Raw genomic sequence first — 2,861 nt, 5'->3', positions numbered from 1 at the left:
CTCCAAAATTACCAAGCTGCGCTGTAGTAAAGGTTCGACCTTGCTATATTCCCCTTGTGCTTCATACAACAGCGCCAAGTTGTTGAGGGTCGTGGCCACTTCTGGATGGTTGGTGCCTAGGGCTTGCTCCCTGATCGCCAAACTGCGCTGCAATAGCGGTTCGGCTTTGCTATATTCCCCTTGTGCTTCATACAACCCTGCCAAGTTGTTGAGGGTAGTGGCCACTTTTGGATGGTTGGCGCCTAGGGCTTGCTCCAAAATCACCAAGCTGCGCTGKWGWAAMGGTTCGGCTTTGGCGTATTGCCCTTGCTTTTCATACAGTAGCGCCAAGTTATTGAGGGTCGTGGCCACTTCTGGATGGTTGGTGCCTAGGGCTTGCTCCAAAATCACCAAGCTGCGCTGTAGTAAAGGTTCGACCTTGCTATATTCCCCTTGTGCTTCATACAGCAGCGCCAAGTTATTGAGGGTCGTGGCCACTTCTGGATGGTTGGTGCCTAAGGCTTGCTCCCTGATTGCCAAGCTTCGCTGCAATAGCGGTTCGGCTTTGGCATACTGCCCTTGCTTTTGATACAGCAGCGCCAAGTTATTGAGGGTCGTGGCCACTTCTGGATGGTTGGTGCCTAGGGCTTGCTCCAAAATCACCAAGCTGCGTTGGTAAAGAGGTTCGGCTTTGGCGTATTGCCCTTGCTTTTCATACAGCAGCGCCAAGTTATTGAGGGTCGTGGCCACTTCTGGATGGTTGGTGCCTAGGGCTTGCTCCAAAATCACCAAGCTGCGTTGTAGTAAAGGTTCGACCTTGCTATATTCCCCTTGTGCTTCATACAACAGCGCCAAGTTGTTGAGGGCAGTGGCCACTTTTGGGTGGYTRGCSCCTAGGGTCTGTTGCAAAATTGCCAAACTGCGCTGGTATAGGGGTTCGGCTTTACTATATTGGCCTTGCTCTCGATACAGTAGCGCCAAGTTATTGAGGGTCGTGGCCACTTCTGGATGGTTGGTGCCCAAGGCTTGCTCCCTGATTGCCAAGCTTCGCTGCAATAGCGGTTCGGCTTTGGCGTAYTGCCCTTGCTTTTGATACAGTAGCGCCAAGTTATTGAGGGTCGTGGCCACTTCTGGATGGTTAGTGCCTAGGGCTTGCTCCAAAATTACCAAGCTGCGTTGGAGAAAAGGTTCGACCTTGCTATATTCCCCTTGTGCTTCATACAGCAGCGCCAAGTTATTGAGGGTCGTGGCCACTTTTGGATGGTTGGTGCCTAGGGCTTGCTCCAAAATCACCAAGCTGCGCTGTAGTAAAGGTTCGGCCTTGCTATATTCCCCTTGTGTTTGATACAGCACCGCCAAGTTATTGAGGGTCGTGGCCACTTCTGGATGGTTGGCGCCTAGGGCTTGCTCCAAAATTACCAAGCTGCGCTGGAGTAAAGGTTCGACCTTGCTATATTCCCCTTGTGCTTCATACAACAGCGCCAAGTTATTGAGGGTCGTGGCCCCTTCTGGATGGTTGGTGCCTAGGGCTTGCTCCCTGATCGCCAAACTGCGCTGCAATAGGGGTTCGGCTTTACTATATTCCCCTTGCTCTCGATACAGTAGCGCCAAGTTGTTCAGGGATTGGGCGACATCTGGGTGATTGGCACCTAAAGCTTGCTCCAAAATCRCCAARCTGCGCTGGTAAAGAGGTTCGGCTTTGTTATATTCCCCTTGTGCTTCATACAGCAGCGCCAAGTTATTGAGGGTCGTGGCCACTTCTGGRTGGTTGGTGCCTAAAACTCGTTCCCTTAACGCCAAACTGCGCTGGTAAAGAGGTTCGGCTTTGTTATATTCCCCTTGTGCTTCATACAGCAGCGCCAAGTTGTTGAGGGTCGTGGCCACTTCTGGATGGTTGGTGCCTAGGGCTTGCTCCCTGATCGCCAAACTGCGCTGCAGTAAAGGTTCGACCTTGCTATATTCCCCTTGTGCTTSATACAACMSYGCCAAGTTGTTGAGGACAGCGGCCACATTTGGRTGGTTGGCGCCTAGGGCTTGTTGCAAAATTGCCAAACTGCGCTGGTATAGGGGTTCGGCCTTRCTATATTCCCCTTGTGCTTCATACAGCAGCGCCAAGTTGTTGAGGGTCGTGGCCACTTCTGGATGGTTGGTGCCTAGGGCTTGCTCCMWRATCACCAAGCTGCGCTGTAGTAAAGGTTCGACCTTGCTATATTCCCCTTGTGCTTCATACAACAGCGCCAAGTTGTTGAGGGTAGCGGCCACATTTGGGTGGTTAGCCCCTAGGGTCTGTTGCAAAATTGCCAAACTGCGCTGGTATAGGGGTTCGGCTTTACTATATTGGCCTTGCTCTCGATACAGTAGCGCCAAGTTGTTCAGGGATTGGGCCACTTTTGGATGGTTGGCGCCTAGGGCTTGCTCCAAAATCACCAAGCTGCGCTGTAGTAAAGGTTCGGCCTTGCTATGCTGCCCTTGCGCTTGATACAGCAGCGCCAAGTTATTGAGGGTCGTGGCCACTTCTGGATGGTTGGTGCCTAGGGCTTGCTCCAWAATYGCCAAACTGCGCTGGTATAGGGGTTCGGCTTTACTATATTGGCCTTGCTCTCGATACAGTAGCGCCAAGTTGTTCAGGGATTGGGCGACATCTGGGTGGTTGGCGCCTAGGGCTTGCTCCAAAATCACCAAGCTGCGCTGTAGTAAAGGTTCGGCCTTGCTATATTCGCCTTGTTCTTGATACAGTAGCGCCAAGTTGTTCAGGGATTGGGCGACATCTGGGTGATTGGCACCTAGAACTCGTTCCCTGATCGCCAAACTGCGCTGGAATAGCGGTTCGGCTTTGCTATATTCCCCTTGTGCTTGATACAACCCTGCCAAGTTGTTGAGGA

At 52.2% G+C, this 2,861-nt stretch carries 1 protein-coding gene; it reads right to left on the bottom strand.

Annotation, left to right across the window (positions count from 1 at the left end; genetic code table 11):
- Positions 1 to 2,861, bottom strand: a 2,861-nt coding sequence (locus L5220_RS14230; RefSeq protein ID WP_499574313.1) for a tetratricopeptide repeat protein, incomplete at both ends; no start/stop codon positions are given.

This window comes from Synechococcus sp. PCC 6716, assembly GCF_022570815.1.
Taxonomy (GTDB): domain Bacteria; phylum Cyanobacteriota; class Cyanobacteriia; order Thermosynechococcales; family Thermosynechococcaceae; genus Thermosynechococcus; species Thermosynechococcus lividus.
Note: the sequence above shows the minus strand (reverse complement) of the source record. Positions and strands in the feature narration are given on the sequence as shown.